General features: G+C 66.2%; 20 protein-coding genes. 3 read left to right on the forward strand and 17 right to left on the reverse strand.

What is annotated here, in order from left to right; all coding sequences use genetic code 11:
* Positions 1-25: 25 nt before the first annotated feature.
* From E8M01_RS04185 to E8M01_RS04220, 8 genes are all read right to left on the reverse strand, one after another.
* Positions 26-781: a sulfite exporter TauE/SafE family protein gene (locus E8M01_RS04185; RefSeq protein ID WP_136958962.1), complete on the reverse strand. Its 756-nt coding sequence runs from the start codon at positions 779-781 to the stop codon at positions 26-28.
* A 240-nt stretch (positions 782-1,021) separates the two neighbouring features.
* The gene (locus tag E8M01_RS04190) at positions 1,022-1,894 is read right to left on the reverse strand and encodes a CheR family methyltransferase (RefSeq protein ID WP_136958963.1); all 873 of its coding nucleotides are present in this window, start codon (positions 1,892-1,894) and stop codon (positions 1,022-1,024) included.
* Positions 1,891-3,078, reverse strand: coding sequence for a protein-glutamate methylesterase/protein-glutamine glutaminase (locus tag E8M01_RS04195; protein ID WP_136958964.1), 1,188 nt, complete (start codon positions 3,076-3,078; stop codon positions 1,891-1,893). The genes E8M01_RS04190 and E8M01_RS04195 overlap by 4 nt, the downstream gene beginning before the upstream one ends.
* Positions 3,079-3,137: 59 nt before the next feature.
* Positions 3,138-3,503: a response regulator gene (locus E8M01_RS04200; RefSeq protein ID WP_136958965.1), complete on the reverse strand. Its 366-nt coding sequence runs from the start codon at positions 3,501-3,503 to the stop codon at positions 3,138-3,140.
* Between the two features lie 28 nt (positions 3,504-3,531).
* The gene (locus E8M01_RS04205; protein ID WP_136958966.1) at positions 3,532-3,993 is read right to left on the reverse strand and encodes a chemotaxis protein CheW; all 462 of its coding nucleotides are present in this window, start codon (positions 3,991-3,993) and stop codon (positions 3,532-3,534) included.
* Between the two features lie 10 nt (positions 3,994-4,003).
* Positions 4,004-6,706, reverse strand: coding sequence for a hybrid sensor histidine kinase/response regulator (locus tag E8M01_RS04210; RefSeq protein WP_136958967.1), 2,703 nt, complete (start codon positions 6,704-6,706; stop codon positions 4,004-4,006).
* Positions 6,707-6,887: 181 nt separating this feature from the next.
* The gene (chpT, locus tag E8M01_RS04215) at positions 6,888-7,655 is read right to left on the reverse strand and encodes a histidine phosphotransferase ChpT (RefSeq protein WP_425467703.1); all 768 of its coding nucleotides are present in this window, start codon (positions 7,653-7,655) and stop codon (positions 6,888-6,890) included.
* Positions 7,656-7,677: 22 nt separating this feature from the next.
* Entirely contained in the window at positions 7,678-8,370 is a 693-nt protein-coding gene (locus E8M01_RS04220) for a DUF1013 domain-containing protein (RefSeq protein WP_136958968.1), read from the reverse strand.
* Between the two features lie 389 nt (positions 8,371-8,759).
* On the opposite strand from E8M01_RS04220, the gene rpsU reads away from it, so the two are divergent.
* From rpsU to E8M01_RS04235, 3 genes are all read left to right on the forward strand, one after another.
* Complete coding sequence (rpsU, locus tag E8M01_RS04225; protein WP_136958969.1) at positions 8,760-9,002, forward strand: 30S ribosomal protein S21; 243 nt, start codon at positions 8,760-8,762, stop codon at positions 9,000-9,002.
* Between the two features lie 223 nt (positions 9,003-9,225).
* A complete protein-coding gene (locus E8M01_RS04230; protein ID WP_136958970.1) occupies positions 9,226-10,104 on the forward strand; it encodes a tetratricopeptide repeat protein in 879 nt (292 codons plus the stop codon).
* 277 nt (positions 10,105-10,381) lie between these two features.
* Complete coding sequence (locus E8M01_RS04235; RefSeq protein WP_136958971.1) at positions 10,382-10,786, forward strand: hypothetical protein; 405 nt, start codon at positions 10,382-10,384, stop codon at positions 10,784-10,786.
* A gap of 54 nt (positions 10,787-10,840) precedes the next feature.
* Here E8M01_RS04235 and E8M01_RS04240 read toward each other — a convergent pair whose 3' ends face one another.
* The 9 genes from E8M01_RS04240 to E8M01_RS04280 all read right to left on the reverse strand — a co-directional run bounded on the left by E8M01_RS04240 (position 10,841) and on the right by E8M01_RS04280 (position 17,633).
* Positions 10,841-11,662 (reverse strand): alpha/beta hydrolase, encoded by an 822-nt coding sequence (locus E8M01_RS04240; RefSeq protein ID WP_170181773.1) that lies wholly within the window; start codon positions 11,660-11,662, stop codon positions 10,841-10,843.
* A gap of 10 nt (positions 11,663-11,672) precedes the next feature.
* Positions 11,673-12,158, reverse strand: a complete 486-nt coding sequence (locus tag E8M01_RS04245; protein ID WP_170181774.1) for a GNAT family N-acetyltransferase — start codon at positions 12,156-12,158, stop codon at positions 11,673-11,675.
* 10 nt (positions 12,159-12,168) lie between these two features.
* A complete protein-coding gene (locus E8M01_RS04250; protein ID WP_136958974.1) occupies positions 12,169-12,462 on the reverse strand; it encodes a DUF3303 domain-containing protein in 294 nt (97 codons plus the stop codon).
* Positions 12,463-12,531: 69 nt separating this feature from the next.
* Entirely contained in the window at positions 12,532-13,932 is a 1,401-nt protein-coding gene (locus tag E8M01_RS04255; protein WP_136958975.1) for an NAD(P)(+) transhydrogenase (Re/Si-specific) subunit beta, read from the reverse strand.
* 10 nt (positions 13,933-13,942) lie between these two features.
* A complete protein-coding gene (locus E8M01_RS04260; protein WP_136958976.1) occupies positions 13,943-14,425 on the reverse strand; it encodes a proton-translocating transhydrogenase family protein in 483 nt (160 codons plus the stop codon).
* A 10-nt stretch (positions 14,426-14,435) separates the two neighbouring features.
* A complete protein-coding gene (locus tag E8M01_RS04265) occupies positions 14,436-15,656 on the reverse strand; it encodes a Re/Si-specific NAD(P)(+) transhydrogenase subunit alpha (RefSeq protein WP_136958977.1) in 1,221 nt (406 codons plus the stop codon).
* Between the two features lie 103 nt (positions 15,657-15,759).
* Complete coding sequence (locus E8M01_RS04270) at positions 15,760-15,906, reverse strand: aa3-type cytochrome c oxidase subunit IV (RefSeq protein WP_136958978.1); 147 nt, start codon at positions 15,904-15,906, stop codon at positions 15,760-15,762.
* 106 nt (positions 15,907-16,012) lie between these two features.
* Positions 16,013-16,660: a DUF1036 domain-containing protein gene (locus tag E8M01_RS04275; RefSeq protein ID WP_136958979.1), complete on the reverse strand. Its 648-nt coding sequence runs from the start codon at positions 16,658-16,660 to the stop codon at positions 16,013-16,015.
* 64 nt (positions 16,661-16,724) lie between these two features.
* The gene (locus tag E8M01_RS04280; protein ID WP_136958980.1) at positions 16,725-17,633 is read right to left on the reverse strand and encodes a DMT family transporter; all 909 of its coding nucleotides are present in this window, start codon (positions 17,631-17,633) and stop codon (positions 16,725-16,727) included.
* Positions 17,634-17,680: the final 47 nt, after the last annotated feature.

Consider the following 17,680-nt stretch of genomic DNA (forward strand, 5'->3'; position numbering starts at 1 on the left):
CTGACCGGCACCGCGCGCCGGCGATCTACAACAAGGCCCTGACGCCGCCGATCAGCAGCACGGCGCCGACAACGAAGGTCAGCGCATAGATGATCGCGTAGAAGGCGGTTGCCGGGAGGCGCCGGACCAGCCAGATGCCGGCCAGGTTGGACAGGATCGCCACCGGAAACAGCACGGCGGCGGTCGCCAGATTGTCCAGGGTCATCTGGCCGAGCGCGATGAACGGGCCGACCTTGATCAGGTTGATCGCGGCAAAAAACAGCGCCGCCGTGCCGACGAAGACATCGCGCTTCAACCCGCGCGGCATCGCATACATGTTGAACGGCGGCCCGCCGACATGGATGACGAAGCTGGTATAGCCGGAGATCCAGCCGAGCAGCGTGGCCGACATCAGGTTATGCGGCCGCGGCGGCGCGGTCGCGGCGCCCGGCCGCAGCCAGCGATCCAGGCAGAACACGACGGCGATCAGCCCGACGATGATGCGCACCGCCGGCTCGGCGACCACCGAGGCGAAGGCATAACCGGTTGCTATGCCGGCGAGCGCGCCCGGCGCCAGATAGGCCAGCACCTTGCCGTCCCAGGTCCTGCGATAGCTCCAGACCGTGACCACGTCCTGCACCATCAGCACCGGCAGGACGATCGCCGCCGCCGCGACCGGCGAAATCACCAGCGACAGGAGCGGCATGGAGAGGATGGCCACGCCGGAAAAGCCGCCCTTGGACAGGCCATAGAGGGTCACCGCCGGGATCGCCGCGGCATAAAAAGTCGGTTCGGTGATCATTGGACTGTCGGCACGGCTTGATCTCGGGCGGCCCTGTCGCGGCGTGCCCCGCCTTGGCGGCGAACCCCGGCCCGCGAGCGTCGGGACGGGAATGAACCAACCATGGCAGGGATCGCGGCGCGATGCGCCACGGCCGGCGCATGGGCGCAGCGCCAGTCATGCATTGCTTCGCCACGCGCCTGCTCTCCTCCCGGGAGCGAGCCGGGCGTCAGGCGAACCGGGCGTCAGGCGAGCCGGGCGTCAGGCAACCTGGCCACCGGCGACCGCAAACAGCCGCGATGCGGCAGTCGCACCCGCGCCTGCGGCCGAGGGCACATAGAGCCCGCGCCGGTCGGCCACCGGCTTGTAGGTATCGGTCAGGCCGACCACCGTCTCGGCGGCGCCGAGCAGAAGATAGCCGTCGGGCGCCGTCAGCTTGGCTGCCCGGTTGAGCACGCCGACCTTGGTCGGCTGATCGAAATAGATCAGCACGTTGCGGCAATAGATGATGTCGAACTGGCCGAGCGCCGAAAAATCATTGAGCAGATTGAGCGTGCGGTAATGCACCATGCTGCGGATTTCGGGGGCGATCGTCCACTGGTCGCCGTTCTGCTTGAAATATTTCAGGAGCATCTGGATCGGCAGGCCGCGCTGCACCTCGAACTGGGTATAGGTGCCGGCCTTGGCTCGCTCCAGCACTTCGCCCGACAGGTCGGTGGCGATGATCTCGATCCGCCAGCTGCTCAGCGCCGGGCCCATCTCCTTCAGCATCATGGCCAGCGAGTAGGGCTCCTGGCCGGTGGAGGCCGCCGCGCACCAGATGCGGATGTGCCGCTTGTTCGCCCTGGCCGCCAGCAGGGCTGGCATCATGACGTCCTTGAAGTGGTCGAACGGCGTCTTGTCGCGGAAGAAGAAGCTCTCATTGGTGGTCATCGCCTCGGTCACTTTCGAGGCGAGCCGCTCCGAACCGGGCGCTTTGAGCTTCTGGACGATCTCGCTGATGCCGGCGAGGCCCTCTTTGCGGGCGATCGGCATCAGCCGGCTCTCGATCAGATATTGCTTGTCATTCGACAGCATCAGACCGGAGCGCGTCTTCAGGAAGCCGCGCAGATAGTCGTAGTCGAGCGGTGTCACGACCGGTCTCCCGAGAACAAGCGTACAATCTTCGGAGCGATTTGATCGAGCGGCAGCACCGCTGCCGCGTGGCCGGCCATGGCGACGGCGCCGGGCATGCCCCAGACGACGCTGGTCGCCTCGTCCTGGGCGATGACATTGCCGCCGGCGGTCACGATGTCGCCGGCGCCATGCGAGCCGTCGGCGCCCATGCCGGTCAGGACGCAGCCGAGCGCGGCACCGGCCCAGACCTGGGCGGCGGACTTGAACAGCGGGTCGACCGCCGGCTTGCAGAAATTGATCGGCGGGCCGTCATCGAGGTGAATCACCGGCGTGGTGCCGGTGCGCTTGACCAGCATGTGGCGGCCGCCGGGCGCGACATAGATGTGGCCGGCCAGGATCGGCTCGCCGTCCTTGGCCTCGGCCGCCGGCCGGCCGGTGGCCTTGGCGGTATGCTCGGCCAGGATGGTGGTGAAGGTCGGCGGCATATGCTGGGTGATCAGCACCGGCACCCGCTCGAGGATCGAGCCGAGCCCGCGCAGCACCGCGGTCAAGGCTTGCGGACCGCCGGTCGACGAGCCGATCAGCAGCACCTTGGGCGCCGTCGGGTTGAACGCCCGGGTCTTGAAGGCATGCGGCGCATGATGGTGCGGCACGATCGACGGCGCGGCGATGCGGGTGGTCGCCGAAGCGGCTGACGCCGCCGCCCCGGCGGCCGGCGCATGGGCGAACCGCGTCCCGATCCGACGCTTCCGGCCAAGCGCCCGGATCTTGTCGATCAGCTCGCGCTTGAATGCCGGCGAGGTGGTCACGCCGGCATTCGATTCCGGCTTCGGCACATAGTCGGCGGCACCCAGCGACAGGCATTTCAGCGAGATCTCGGCATTGCGCCGGGTCAAGGTCGACGCCATCACGACCACCAGATCGCGCTTGGCGGCGATCATCAGCGGCAGCGCCGTGATGCCGTCCATGTCGGGCATCTCGATATCGAGAATGACGATGTCGGGGTTCTGCCTGGTGATGTCGGCGACCGCGTCGCGGGCCGAGCGGTGGGCCGCCACCAGCGTCATGTCCGGTTCGTCGGAAATCCAACGGCCGACCAGGCCGCGCACCACCACGGCATCGTCGACCAGCATGACCTTGATCGGGTCTGCCTGGGCGACTGCTGCTCCCGCCGGGGAGCCGGTCAAAGACGCGATACTCATACGCCGCTACTCGAACACATGTGACATGAGACACTGCGGCCGGAGCCGCGGCAGATGGATCAGATCAGGCCGACCTCGGCGAATTTGGCTTCGACGATCTCTTTGTCGAACGGCTTCATGATGTATTCGTTGGCGCCGGCATGCATGGCCCGCGCAATGTGGGCGACGTCATTCTCGGTGGTGCAGAACACCACTTTCGGAGCCTGGCCGCCCGGCAGCTTGCGCAGTTCGCGCAGGAACTCGTAGCCGTCCATGACCGGCATGTTCCAATCGAGCAGGATGGCCTCGGGCATGGCGCCGTAGCAGATATCCAACGCCTTCTTGCCGTCCTCGGCCTCTTCGATCGTGAAGCCGAGCCCTTCCAGAATGCGGCGGGCAACCTTGCGGATGACCGAACTATCGTCGACCACGAGACAGGTTTTCATCACATTGGTCCTGACTGTTGAGAAGAATTCATGCCGCCAGGGCCTCGCCACCCATGGCGAGCACCGAATCGACATCGAGAATGACCATCAGCTGACCATCGAGCCGGTGAACGCCGGCGGAGACGCGCGTCCAGCGCGCGTCGAGATTGATCGGGTTCTGTTCGCGGCTGTCGGGGGAGAGCTTCAGCACCTCGCCGACCGTGTCGATCAAGAGACCATAGCTCTCGCCCTTGGATTCGATGCCGACCGCCATTGGCGGCTTGGCGTCCTTGGCAATCGCCATGCCGAGGCGCACGCGCATGTCGATCGCGGTGACGATCCGGCCGCGCAGGTTCAGCACACCGGCGATCTCCGGGCTCGCCAGCGGCACGCGGGTGATCCGGTCCGGCATGAACACGTCCTGCACCCGCGAGATCGGCAGGCCGAACAGCTGGCCGCCGATCAGCACGGTCACATATTCGGTGACGTCGTCGGTCGTGGTGTTCTGCATGTGCTGATCCTCACGCGGCGTGGGCGTAATCGAAGGCGGTCTCCTTCAGAGCCGCGATCAGGCCCTGACGGTCGAATTTGGCGACGTAGTCGTGGAAACCGGCCACCCGCGCCCGCTCGATCGAGGCCGGATTGGTCATCGACGACAGTGCGATGACGGGTGTTTCCCGGAACCGCAGGTCGGCGCGCAGCGCCTCGGCGAACTCGAAACCGTTCATCTCCGGCATTTCGATATCCGAGACGACCACGTCGAAATGGTCGCCGCGCTTCATCATGTCGAGCGCTTCGGAGCCGGCGGCGGCCGTCGTCACGTCATAACCGGCGGCCTTCAGGACCGGCGTCAGCATGTTGCGGAAGAACGGCGAGTCGTCGACGAACAGCAGGCGCCGGGTCAAGGCATCGGCGCGCATTTCCTTGCGCTTGAACCAGTCCTCGAAGGCCAGCGGCAGATAGTGGCCGATATCGAGGATTTCGGTGGCCTGGCCCTTGATGACCGCCGAGCCGAGCAGGCCCGGAACATCCGAGGCGACCTCGATGGTCAAGGCATCCTCGACAATGTCGATGATCTCGTCGACCACCAGCCCCATCGACCGGCCGGCGTCGGAGAACACCAGCAGCGGCTGCGAGCCCTCGGTGCGCACCTTGACCGTGCCATTGACCGGGATCAGCGGCATCAGCGCGCCGCGATACTGGACGAGATGGCGGCCGTGCGACATCTCGATCTTGTCGACCGCCACCTCTTCGAGCCGGGTGACCAGCGACAGCGGCACGGCCTTCGGCTCCGGCGTGCCGGCGCGGAACACCAGCATGGAGATGAGGTTGCGTTCGCCGCCACGGCGGCCGTCGGTCTCTTCCTGGTCAGCGGCGGACGAAATGTCGCTGCCGAGCGCGGCCGCAATGCCGTTCGGGTCGATGATCATGATCACCGAGCCGTCGCCGAGGATGGTCGTCCCGGAGAACATGCCGATGTGCCGAAGCTTGGTCGACATCGGCTTCACGACGATTTCTTCGGTGTGGAAGACCTGATCGACGACGATGCCGAAGGTCTGGCTGCCGACCTGGGTCACCACGATGAAGCCGTTCTCTTCGTTGAGCGGCTGGCCGTCCTGAATGCCGAGCAATTGCTTGAGATGGATCAGCGGCAGGAGCTTGTTCCTCAGCCGCAGCACCGGCGTATCCTTGATCCGCTCGATCCGGTGCTCGGAGTTCTGCTGGGCGCGCACCAGCTCGATCACCGACAGTTGCGGGATGGCGAAGCGATCGCCGGAGCTCTCGACGATCAGCGCCGAGACGATGGCCAGCGTCAGCGGGATCTTGATGGTGACGGTGGTGCCTTCGCCCTGCACCGACTTCAGATCGATCGTGCCGCCGATCTGGTCGATATTGGTGCGCACCACGTCCATGCCGACGCCGCGGCCGGAGACCGAGGTGACCGCGGCCGCGGTCGAGAAGCCGGGCGCGAAGATGAATTTGTGGATCTGCGCTTCGGTCAGCTTGTCGATATCGGCTTCGGTCGCGATGCCGCTCGACAGGGCCTTCTTCTTGATCCGGTCGGTGTTGAGGCCACGCCCGTCATCGGCAATGGCGATGACGATATGGCCGCCCTCGTGATAGGCGGCGAGCCGGATCGTGCCCTTCTCGGGCTTGCCGGCGAGCCGGCGCTCTTCACCGCTCTCCAGCCCATGATCCGCCGAATTGCGGACCATATGGGTCAGCGGGTCCTTGATCAGGTCGAGCACCTGCCGGTCCAGCTCGGTCTCGGCGCCGTGCATTTCGAGCTCGATCTGCTTGTTGAGCTCGTTGCCGAGGTCGCGGACGATGCGCGGCAATTTCTGCCAGGCATTGCCGATCGGCTGCATGCGCGTCTTCATCACGCCGTCCTGCAACTCGGCGGTCACATTGGACAGGCGCTGCAGCGGCACCTTGAATTCCGAATCCTCGTGGCGCCGGACGATCTCCAGGAGCTGGTTGCGGGTCAGCACCAGTTCCGAGACCATGGTCATCAATTGTTCGAGCGTATCGACATTGACGCGCAGCGTCTGGGCGCCCTTGACCCCTTCCGCCTTGTCGTCCTCGTCCGCGGTCGGGGCGGCGGCCGCCTTGGCGCCACGGGTCGGCTTCTTGGCCTCCACCTTCGACGCGGGCTTGGCCTGAGCCTCGGGTGCAAGCGACGGCGCCGCCGCCTCCGGCACCGTGATCATCTCGGCTTCCGTCTCGCGGAAAGCCCGCTCCAGCTCGTCGAGCGAAACCTCGCCGGGCCGGAGCGCGCGCTCCAGCGCCTGCGGGGCCAGCGTTCCAACCGCGACCTTCGGCTCTTCCGGCTTCACCGGGGCGGCACCAGCCGCCATCGACATGGCCTCGAGCTGCGAAATCAGATCGCCGTCGTCGCCTTCCGGCTCGTTGCCGGCGCCCTCGAGATCGCCCAGGATCTCCTTCAGGCGGTCGATGGTGAACAGGATCAGCGTAACGCCATCGCCGGTGACCGGCGATCCGTCGCGATATTTGCCCATCAGCGTCTCGGCGGCATGGGCCAGCGCTTCGAGGCGCGGCAGGCCGAGGAAGCCGCAGGTTCCCTTGATGGTATGAACCAGTCTGAAGATATTGCCGAGAATACTTGCGTTATTGGGGTCCTGCTCAAATCGGACGAGTTCGACGTCAACAACGTCCAGGCTCTCGCTCGTTTCAGTCAGGAATTCGCGCAGCAAGTCATCCATGTCGACAGGCCCGGACAGTAGGAGATCGGCGGATCGACGATGCGATCCACCCTGTGATCAAAGTGTCCGGGAAAAGGGTTAAATCTTATTGAAGTCGAGACAGCGGAATTTTCGCGCTCGCGTCGCGAAATAGCTGATTTCTAAAGGATTCGCCTGGGGCCGAAATGACGCCTCGGCCGCGTCAGACAGCCCGTAGTGCAACCTTGTCGTCGATCTTCTCGATGGTCACGGTCATGCCCGCCGCGCGCGCCAGCAGGCCGGCATAGAAGGGCTGGATCGCATGGGCGTCGATGGTGCCCTGCTCATTGCCGGGAATGCCGGCCAGAAGCTCGGCGGCATGGGGCGGAATACGGGAATTGATGCCGGTCACGATCACCGCGAAGCCGGTCTCGTCACCCTCTCCCACCGTCTCGACCCGGATCACGCCGCCGCGCGGGATCGCCGCCGCCCCGAGCATCAAAAGGTTGAGCAGCAGCTTGACGCGGTTCTTCGGCAGATAGGCTGCCGGCACCTGCCAGTCGACGCTGGTGCGCTCGTCATTGAAGAAATTCGTCGCGACCATCTGCGCGTCGCGGGTATCGATGGCCGAACCGGCCGAGCCTGCGGCGCCGAACGCGATGCGGCAGAACTGCAGGCGGGCCGAGGCGGTCTTGGCGCTCTTGCGGATGAGGTCGAGCGCGAGTTCGGCGGTCGCCTCGTCGGCGCCGTCTTCCATCAGCTCAAGGCCGTTGACGATGGCGCCCACCGGCGAGATCACGTCGTGGCAGACGCGGCTCGCGACCAGGGCGGCGAGGTCGAGGCCATCAAGCGTGACGGGGCTGCGGGCGGAATCGGCCATGATTCTTCTCCGGCGAGGCGAATCGAAAACGCCCCGCCGACGGCGGGGCGTTTCGAGGTACAACGTCGTGGCCCCATCGGGAAGAGAGGCAGATAAAAAGCTGGCGCCCATGGCGCCGGCTTGACGCCAGGCGTCACTCGTCGTCGCGCGAGGTCTTCAGATTGGCGAACACCTTGGCGGCGTCGTAGCGCTCCTCGCGCTTGGGCGCCTCCGGGCGCTCGAACGGATCATATTTCGCCGGAGCCTGGGTGGTCTGGTCGGCCGGCAGCAAGGTCTGCTCGGCCACCGTCTCGATCGGCCCCTTCTCCTTGGCGGCGCGATTGACCTCGAAGTCGAGATCGATCTGCGAGCACAGGCCGAGGGTCACCGGATCCATCGGCGTCAGGGTCTGCGAATTCCAGTGGGTGCGGTCGCGGATCGCGGCGATCGTCGGCTTGGTGGTGCCGACGAGGCGCATCAGCGCGGCGTCCTTCAATTCGGGATGGTTGCGCACCAGCCAGAGGATGGCGTTCGGCCGGTCCTGACGGCGCGAGACCGGCGTGTAGCGCGGCCCCTTCTTGCTCTTCACCTCCGGCAGCTTGACCTTCGGCGGCGCCAGCTTCAGCCGATAGGACGGATCCTTCTCGGCCTTGGCGATCTCTTCGCGGGTGAGCTGGCCGGAAATGAGCGGATCGGCTCCTTTGATGCCCTGGGCGGCCTCGCCGTCGGCGATGGCTTTCACCTCGAGCGGGTGCAGGGTGCAGAAGGCGGCGATCTGGTCAAAGGAGAGCGCAGTATTGTCGACGAGCCACACGGCGGTGGCCTTGGGCATCAGCAACTGGGTCATGGCGGGCCTCGTTTATCGTCGATCGCGGGTGACCGATCCCGTACCCTGGCTTGAGGGGCCTGGGCCGAGGCGGATGCCTCATAACGATCGGAGGATCGGGAAATCACCCAAGGATATAGCGCCGGACGGCCGAAGACGCAAACCTGGAGTTCCAATTCCCTTGTAATCTCCGTGTGATCTGCGGCCGGCGCGATGCCCCCGGCGGCGCACCGAGGGTGTCCCCGGCGGTCGCGATCGAGACCCGCCGCAAGTTCAGCAAAACCGGCGGTTTTGGCGTGGACAAGCCATTCTGATTCTGGTATCGGCCTTTTTCTCTTGAGCAGCGGCAACGTCGCGGCGGGTGTTCTCGCGTCGGCCGCTCAACCAGTCAGGCTTGAAGGAACAACGGCGTGCAGGTTCTCGTTCGCGACAATAATGTCGACCAGGCACTCAAAGCTCTGAAGAAGAAGATGCAGCGTGAGGGCATCTTCCGCGAAATGAAGCTGCGCGGCCACTACGAGAAGCCGTCGGAAAAGAAGGCGCGCGAGAAGGCGGAAGCCGTTCGGCGCGCCCGCAAGCTGGCCCGCAAGCGCGCCCAGCGCGAGGGTCTGATCCCGAGCAAACCCGTCAAGCCTCGGGTCAGCGCCCGCTGACACGTTTTTTTACCGGTTCGCGCCGTAATTTTGACAGGCCCGCAACGAAACCTTCGTGCGGGCCGTGTTCTTTTGGGGCGCAGCGCCGTCGACTGTCTGTGCCGCGTGGACGAGCCCATTTTCAAGCGAGGCGGACACCGCTTCGCGTGAAGAAGATGCGGTAAAACAACATGTTGGCGCGCTCCATCAGGATCGCTCCAACCCGCTGTTAGGGGACGATGGGATGACAGGTTCCGCCACCTCGGCCATCCGGCTGTTTCAGCGCACCGCGCTGATCGCCGGCAGCGTGGCGCTTGCCGCCTGCGGAACCACCGGCGGTGTCGGCTCGGTGACCGGCGGCGACGATGCCGAGTCGCAATATATCGGGTCGACCGCCAACCTCTCGTCCCTGACCGAAGTGGTAACACGCAATCCGAGCGACCCGCAGGCCTATAACATGCGCGGCACGGTGCTGGCGCGCACCGGCCGGCGTCCCGAAGCCCTGGCCGATTTTTCCCGCGCCATCCAGCTTGACGGCAATTACGTCCAGGCCCTGTCCAACCGTGCGCTGGTCTATCGCCAGACCGGCCGGGTCGACCTGGCGCTGGCCGATTACAACAGGGCGATCCAGGCCGATGGCAATTACGCCGCCGCCTATATCGGCCGCGGCAATATCTATCGCACCCAGGGCCGCCACGGCGATGCGCTGCAGGACTATAACCGCGCGATCCAGATCCAGGGCTCCAACGCCCAGGGCTATCACAACCGCGCGCTGGTCTATGCCGCCCAGGGCAATCACCGCCAGGCGATCGAGGACTTCACCACCGCGCTCGGGCTCGCGCCGAACAATCCCGAACCCTATTACGGCCGCGGCCTGAGCTATCAGGCCATGGGCGATGCCAAGGCGGCACTCGACGATTTCAACGAAGCCGTCCAGTTCGACCCGCGCTCCGCCGATATCTGGGTGGCGCGCGGCCAGGCCCTGGAAGCCACCGGCGACAATGAACGGGCGCTCGGCTCCTATACCAAGGCAATGAGCCTCGAAGAAAACCACGCCGGCGCGCGCGAAGCGTTCAACCGGCTCGGCGGCCGCTCGGGCCAGAGCTACCGGCTGTTCAACTAGAGCGCCGGCGCCCGGCTTTGTCGGGCCGGGACCGTGCCACCCGAGGCTGCGCGACGCCTATTCGGCAATCTATCGGTGATCTCACAGACTTTGCGGCATCCGATCGTTGCGGCAGGCTCGGCGCCGAACCAGACTGACACCGGGAGTCGTCATGCGCCGTACCGCAGTCTTCATCGCGCTCTTTCTGCTGGCGAGTTCCGGGCTTGGCTTGGCCCAGACGCGAACACGGCCGGATCAGGCACGCGCGGCGGACTGGCAGGCTTTGGAAAGCCATGTCGTGCGCCAGCTCGCCTGCCGGGGCCAACCTGCATTTGCATCGGCGGTCCTCTATCTCGGCCGGCGTTCGGTCATTGGCATCGACCGCAAGGAAGGTTACGACTCGATCACCTGCTGGCGGACGACCCGGCCGACATCGATACGCGGCCTGCCGGTTCATGCTGTTTGCGGTTATGACAACGACCAGCTGACGCAGCTCCTCCATCCGCAGCTGTTCTCACGTGCTCGTGGCACTGCCCCGCCCAGCACCTTTGCGATCGTCACCTCGGCGCCAGCCGCCACCGCGCAGGCATGGGCGACGCAAAATCTCGGCGAACCAGCGCCGCGCAGCCGATGGATCGTCGAAGCCAGCCCGCTCTATTCCGGATATTCCGAACTGCGCTGCGCGACGTCTGGCGCGGATTGAACGGCCGCCGATCCGGCGATCTCATTGCCTTGCCCGCTGGCTCGCAGCGCTGCGTCAGGGAACGGTCGCCTCCAGGAAGGCGAGCACCGCGCCGCGCCCGCCCTGCGACCACAGGTCATTATGGCTGCCGCCGGCGATCCGCGCGAAGCGTTTCGGTTCGGGCGCCAGGGCGAACAACCTCAGGCCGTGCTCGATCGGCATGGTCGCGTCGCGGTCGCCATGGACGATCAAGATCGGCGCCTCGACCTTGCCGATGCGCTCGCGCGACAGAAAGCTGTCGGCGATCAGCCAGCGCACCGGCAGGAACCAGAACAGTTCGGCCGCGCGGTCGGCGACCGCGGTGAACGGCGCGTTGAGCACCAGCGCGGCGATCGGCCGTTCGGCGGCGAGCGCCGTGGCAACGCCGGTGCCAAGCGAATCGCCAAACAGCACGATCCTCGCCGCCGGTGCGAGCTCGCGGACAGTGGCATAGGCAGTCCGCCCATCGGCGATCAATCCGGTCTCGCTCGGCGATCCCGGCGAACCGCCATAGCCCCGGTAGGACAGCGCCAGAACGCCATATCCCGCCGCGGTCAGGTCGCGGAACACCGGCCCCCAATAGGACAGATTGCCGCCATTGCCGTGCATGTGGATGACCACCGGCTTGCTGCCGCGCGGCGCCATCCACCACATCCGGACCGCGACGCCGTCATCGGCCGTGCGGTCGATGATCTGGGCGCTGAGGCCAAGCTGCGCCGGCGCGGCCACCTGACCGTCGGGAAAATAGAGCAGCCGGCGCTGCAGGCCCCACATGGTCGCGCAGAGCGCGGCGTAACCGAGGCCCAGAACCACGGCGACCGTCACCAGCCCCTTCATCGCCGGCCCTGCCTGTTGCACCGCTTGAGGCTCATTCTTCGTCCAGGTCCTTGGCCAGTTCGACATAGGTCGTGCGGAAGCCGAAGCGCTCATAGGCGCGCCGCGCGATCGAATTGCCGGCGATGGCGCCGATCCTCAAGCGGCTGACCTGATGCAGCCGCGACAGCCGCTCGGCCTCTTCGAGCAGCGCCGTGCCGATGCCCTGGCCCCGGCTGCGCTCGTCGACCACCAGTTCGGTGACCAGCGCGACCTTGCCGATATCGGCGCGCAGATAGGGCTGGGGCGGATCGATCACCCAGGCCATCATGCCGACCAGTTCGGCGCCGTCGGTCGCCACGATGACCGCCCCGCCGTCGCGCGCGGCGCGCTCGAGATCGGCGTCGAGACAGGCTTCCGCGGCGCTGCGGTCCTTCGCCCGGTCGCCGGAGATGGCATCTTCGAAGACATTGAGCTGGTGGACCAGCGCGACGACGAAACGCCGGTCGGCCTCGACATAGGGACGCAGCACCACCGGCATCGGGACACCCTCAGCCTTGCGCCGAAGCATCGAGGAAAGGCGCGATCACGGCGCGCGTCTCCTGGCTCGGCACGACCGGTACGATCTCGAAGGTGATGCCCGAACCGCGCCAGGCCAGCACCCATTGCTGCAGGAGCCTGAGGTCGTCGCATTCCATCAGCTGGAAGCAGCGATCGAAATTGGGCTCGACCCAGCTGCCGACATATTTCAGCCCTTCCGGCAAGGAGCGCCCACTGTCGCGCACCCGGCGATAGGCCGGCACGGCGTCCTGGTTCGGGAAGCGTTCGACGATCATGAACAGCATGGAGCCCCCAAACAAGCGAAACGGGGCGCGAGGCCCCGTTTGCACTCTATCCGCGGGATGGGCCCGGCCTCAATGGCCGAGCGCCTTGACGATGTTTTCGACCATTTTCTTGGCGTCGGCGAACAGCATCATGGTGTTGTCCTTGAAGAACAGCTCGTTCTCCACGCCGGCATAACCGGACCCCATGCCGCGCTTGATGAACAGCACCGTGCCGGCCTTCTCGACGTCGAGGATCGGCATGCCGTAGATCGGCGAGGCCTTGTCGGTCTTGGCCGCCGGATTGGTCACGTCATTGGCGCCGATGACGAAGGCGACGTCGGCCTGGGCGAACTCGGAATTGATGTCCTCCAGTTCGAACACCTCGTCATAGGGCACGTTGGCTTCCGCCAGCAGCACGTTCATGTGCCCCGGCATGCGGCCGGCGACCGGGTGAATGGCGTATTTCACCTCGACGCCTTCTTTCTTCAGAAGCTCGGCCATTTCACGCAGCGCGTGCTGCGCCTGGGCCACCGCCATGCCGTAGCCCGGCACGATGATGACCTTCGAGGCGTTCTTCATGATGAAGGCCGCATCGTCGGCCGAACCCTGCTTGACCGGGCGGGTTTCGACCGCGCCGGCAGCCGCGGCCGTCTCGCCGCCGAAGCCGCCGAGAATGACCGAGATGAACGACCGGTTCATCGCCTTGCACATGATGTAGGACAGGATCGCACCCGACGAACCGACCAGCGCGCCGGTGATGATCAGCGCCGTGTTGCCGAGCGTGAAGCCGATGCCGGCCGCCGCCCACCCCGAATAGGAGTTGAGCATCGACACGACCACCGGCATGTCGGCGCCACCGATCGGGATGATCAGCGTCACGCCGACGATGAAGGACAGGAGCACGATCAGCCAGAAGGCGAGATGGCTTTCGGTGCGGATGAACACGATCATCAGGACGACGATCGCGACCGCGATGGCAATGTTCAGGAGATGGCGCTGCGGCAGCATGATCGGCTTGCCGCTCATCCGCCCATCGAGCTTCAGGAAGGCGATGATCGAACCGGTGAGCGTGACCGCACCAATGGCGACGCCGAGCACCATTTCGAACAGCGAGGCGCCCTTGATGGTGCCGGGCTGGCCGAGATCGAAGGCCGCCGGCGCATAGAGCGCGGCTGCGGCGACGAACACCGCGGCAAGCCCGACGCCCGAGTGGAAGGCGGCGACCAGCTGCGGCATCGAGGTCATCGGCACGCGCCGGGCGACCACGGCGCCGATGCCGCCGCCAAGCCCCAGGCCGAGCAGGACCAGGATCCAGGCGCCGACACTGGCCGGCGGGTGCGAGGCGAGCGTCGTGACGATCGCGATCGCCATGCCGGTCATGCCGAGCATGTTGCCCTGGCGTGACGTCTGCGGGCTCGACAGGCCGCGCAGGCTCAGGATGAACAGAACCCCCGAGAGGAGGTAGAGAAGGGCTGCAAGATTGGCTGACATCGTTTTCCCCTCAGCCCTTCTTTGCCGCTGGCTTGTCTTTGGCCTTGTACATCGCAAGCATGCGCTGCGTGACGAGGAAGCCGCCGAAGATGTTGATGGCCGCGAGAACGAGGCCGAGGAAGCCGAAGGTGCGCGCCAGATACGAGCCGCTATCCATCGCCGGGACGCCGACGGCCAGCAAAGCACCGACCACGATGACCGACGAGATCGCGTTGGTGACCGACATCAGCGGCGTGTGCAGCGCCGGGGTCACCGACCACACGACGAAATAACCGACGAACACGGCGAGCACGAAGATGGCGAAGCGGAACACTGTCGGGTCGATCGCCCCGCCGCTGGCGGCATGCGCCGCGGCGCCCACTGCGGTGGCGATCTGATCGGCAACGGCGGTTGCCTGGTCGGCGGCGATCCGCGCCTGTTCGGCCGCGGTGCGGGCGACCTCCGCCGCCGCGCGCGCCCTGTCGAGGGCTTGATCGGGAGAAAGATTGGCCATTGATGCCCCCTCAGGCCTTGCTGGATTTCTTCGGCGCCTTCGGCTTGTCGGCCGCCGGTGCGTCGGATGTCTCGGGTGCCGCCGTGGCGACCGCCGCCGGTGCGGCGGCAGCCTGGAAGCTCGGATGCACGACTGCCCCGTCCTTGGTCAGCAACGTCGCCTTCACCAGTTCGTCGTCCCACGGCACGACCAGCGACTTGCCCGCCTTGTCGATCATGATCTCAAGGAAGGCGAACAGGTTCTTGGCGTAGAGCGACGAGGCGGTGGCGGCGATCCGTCCGGGGACGTTCAGGTGACCGACGATCTTCACGCCATTGGCGGTCGTGGCGATCGCGCCGGGTTTGGCGCCCTCGACATTGCCGCCGCGCTCGACCGCGAGATCGACGATGACCGAACCCGGGCGCATCGATGCGACCATCGCCGCGGTGACCAGCCGGGGCGCCGGCCGCCCCGGGATCAGGGCCGTGGTGATGACCATGTCCTGCTTGGTGATGTGGTCGGCGACCAGTGCTGCCTGCTTGGCCTGATATTCCGCCGACATCGGCTTGGCGTAACCCGCCGCCGTTTCGGCCTGCTTGAATTCGTCGTCCATGACGGCGACGAACTTGGCGCCGAGGCTCTCGACCTGTTCCTTCGCCGCCGGCCTGACGTCGGTCGCGGTGACGACTGCGCCCAGGCGGCGCGCTGTGGCGATGGCCTGAAGACCGGCGACGCCGGCACCCATGACGAAGATGCGGGCCGCCGGAACCGTGCCGGCGGCGGTCATCATCATCGGCAGTGCCCGGCCGAATTCCGCCGAGGCGTCGATGATCGCCCGGTAACCGGCAAGATTGGCCTGCGACGACAGCACGTCCATCACCTGGGCGCGGGTGATGCGCGGCATCAGCTCCATGGCGAAGCCGGCGACGCCCGCCTTGGCCATGTCGGCGAGCCCCGCCTCGTTGCCATAGGGGTCCATGGTGGCGAGCACCAGCGCGCCTGCCTTGTAGCCTTTCAGTTCGGCGGCGGTCGGCCGGCGGACCTTCAGGACGACGTCGGCATCCTTGACGGCATCCTTGGCGATGCTGGCACCGGCAGCCTCGAAATCGGCATCGATGATGCCCGAGCCCAGGCCGGCACCGGCCTCGACCACCAGATCGGCACCCAGCGCTATCAGCCGCTTGACCGTATCGGGTGTGCCGCCGACGCGCTGCTCTGAAGCGTCGGTCTCTTTCGGTATCGCAATGCGCATCAATATTTCCTCCGGTGGACCCGTCTTGGGCGGGCGCGCCGGGGGGCGCAGAACAAGTCTCGAACGCGGCCGATGCCCCCCTCAGGCGGACGCGCTCAAGTCGTCAAACCAGGAAGAAAGCCATCAGGGCGAGCGTCACGATGACCGCGATCGAACCCCATTTGGTCAGGCTGATGAACAGGTTGTAGGTCTTTTCGTGCTCGGCATAGTCCATCGGCGCGGTGCCGTCGACGCGGGGCTCGGAAGCCATTGCGGATCTCCTGAAACAAGCAATAGTCCAAGGAGGCGTACCGCATGAACGCGCGTCTGGCAACGCGGCTTTTGCGCCGCAGCAGAGCCGGTTTCAGATCGGCATCTCAGCGCGGTGCGGTAAAGGCCGGGACACCCGCCGGCGCTCCGACTGCTCCGCCGCCGACACCGAACAGGCCACCCGGCAGCGGCGTCAGGCGCGGATTGGCCGGCCGTGGCTGGGCCTCGCGGATTTCGCCCTGGGCGGCAGTATCGCGGCCACGCGGGGCTGGCATCGGCAGGGGGGCGGCCATGGGCGGCTGCGGCTGGGACGGCGGCGCCTGCGGCCGGTCGTCGGTGAGCTGAACGGTCCACAGCCGCTGATCCTGGGTGTCGACCTCGAAAAAGCCGATGCGGTCATAACCGCGCGCCAGGCATTCCTCGATGCCGCGAATGGTGAACTCCTTGTCGCGGGTGCACATGAAGGCGCGCCCCGACCATTCGCCACCCTGGTCGTAGTCGACCGCGTAGAGATAATAGAAGCGCGCCACCAGCGGTCCGCGCAGGATGGTTTCGCAGGTTCGCGCCGCGACGTTCCACCAGCCTTCGGTGGTCCAGCCCTCGCCGTCCTTGTAGCCGATCGACACGCCGATGCGGCTGCCGGTCGTGTTGCACAGCCTCAGGTCGGCGGCGGCGGGCCCGGTCGCGGACAGCCATACGGCCCCGGCGAGAAGGCCGAGGGCGAGAAGAGAGCGGCTTGTTGGGAATCGAACCATTGGGCCAGTGTCACACCGATATTTGGCTTTTCGTTGATGCGACCGGCCGTGTCAACGCAACGGCTCAGCCCGAGGCCGCCGATTGGCTCTCCGCTTTGGGCCGTGCCACCCAGATGCCCAGCATGATCAGGAGCCCACCGGCGACCTGAATGACCGACAGGGCCTCGCCCAGCGCGATCCAGGCGAAAACCGCGGCGATAACGGCTTCCAGGAAGATCACCAGCGACGAAAACACCGTCGGTAGCGTGCCCAGCGCGACCGCCAGGAGCCCCTGCCCCGCCGCATGGGTCACAATGCCGAGAGCGATCACCGCGGCCCAGCCCCTGGCGCTCGCCGGCAGGATCGCCGGTTCCAGGGCCAGCGCGATGACCAACAGGCAGAGCGCCGTCACAACCGTCGACTGGAAGGTCAGCCGTGCCGCGCCGTGGCTCGCCCGGCCGGTCCGCACGGCATGGAAATAGAGCCCGAAAAAGACCCCCGTCGCGGCCCCGTAGAGATCGCCGACCAACCGCGCCGGATCGATCTGCACACTATTGCCGACCAGCGCGCCACCGCCGGCAATACATAAGGCAAGGCCGGCGAGCGTGCCGGCCGAGGTCTTTTGCTTCAGCCAGACCCAGGCCACCAGCACCACCCAGATCGGCGCCGTGGTGGCCAGAAAGGTCGAATTGGCGATCGTCGTGTTGAGAATGGACAGGTGCCAGAAGAACAGGTCGCCGGCGAAGAACAGCCCGGCCAGCACCACCGGCAGGGTGGGTCCGGGACGCCTCGCTTGGCCGCGGTCTTCGATCCGCATCCAGATATAGAGCACCGGCAAGGCCAGCGCGGCGCGCCAGAACGCCGAGGCGAAAGGACCGACATCGGCGATCCGCACGAAGACCGGGGATATGCCGAGCGCCAGCGCTCCCGTCAGGAGGGCGGCATAGGCTGTCGCCTGGCTGGCGACGGGACGGGGAGCTGCTGTGTCGGTCATGGGCACCTGGCGAGGCCGCCATCACTAGCTGGCCTGCGGGCCTGTGG

Source organism: Phreatobacter stygius, assembly GCF_005144885.1.
Lineage (GTDB): Bacteria > Pseudomonadota > Alphaproteobacteria > Rhizobiales > Phreatobacteraceae > Phreatobacter > Phreatobacter stygius.